The 574-nt window shown below is 73.7% G+C and carries 1 protein-coding gene; it reads right to left on the bottom strand.

Annotation, left to right across the window (positions count from 1 at the left end; all coding sequences use genetic code 11):
* Nucleotides 1-48 precede the first annotated feature (48 nt).
* On the bottom strand, nt 49-574 hold a 526-nt coding region (locus ACTIDRAF_RS0225740), incomplete at its 5' end, for an RluA family pseudouridine synthase (protein ID WP_016701515.1).

Raw genomic sequence — 574 nt, 5'->3', positions numbered from 1 at the left:
GCCTCGGCCGCCGCCGGGCCGGTCCGGCGGACCACCGGCCGGCGGCGGTCAGCTCTCCGAACGGAGCCGGCGCAGCGCCTCGGCGAGGTCGTCGGGGTACTCGCTGGTGAACTCCACCCACTCCCCCGTGCCCGGGTGGTCGAACCCGAGTCGCCTGGCGTGCAACCACTGCCGCGTCAGTCCCAGCCGCCGGGCGAGGGTGGGATCCGCGCCGTAGGTGAGGTCACCGGCGCAGGGGTGCCGCAGCGCCGCGAAGTGCACCCGGATCTGGTGCGTCCGCCCGGTCTCCAGCCGCACCTCGGCCAGCGAGGCGGCCCGGAAGGCCTCCACCACCTCGTAGTGGGTGACGCTGGGCTTGCCCCCCGCCACCACCGCGAACTTGTAGTCGTGCCGGGGGTGCCGGTCGATCGGCGCGTCGATGGTGCCGCTGGTCGGGTCCGGGTGGCCCTGGACCACCGCGTGGTAGATCTTGGAGACCGTCCGCTCCTTGAACGCCCGCTTGAGCGCCGAGTACGCGGTCTCGCTCTTGGCGACCACCATGACCCCGGTGGTGCCCACGTCGAGTCGGTGCACC

The organism is Actinoalloteichus spitiensis RMV-1378, from assembly GCF_000239155.1.
GTDB classification, from domain to species: Bacteria; Actinomycetota; Actinomycetes; order Mycobacteriales; family Pseudonocardiaceae; genus Actinoalloteichus_B; species Actinoalloteichus_B spitiensis.
This window is presented reverse-complemented; position numbering and strand designations above follow the sequence as displayed.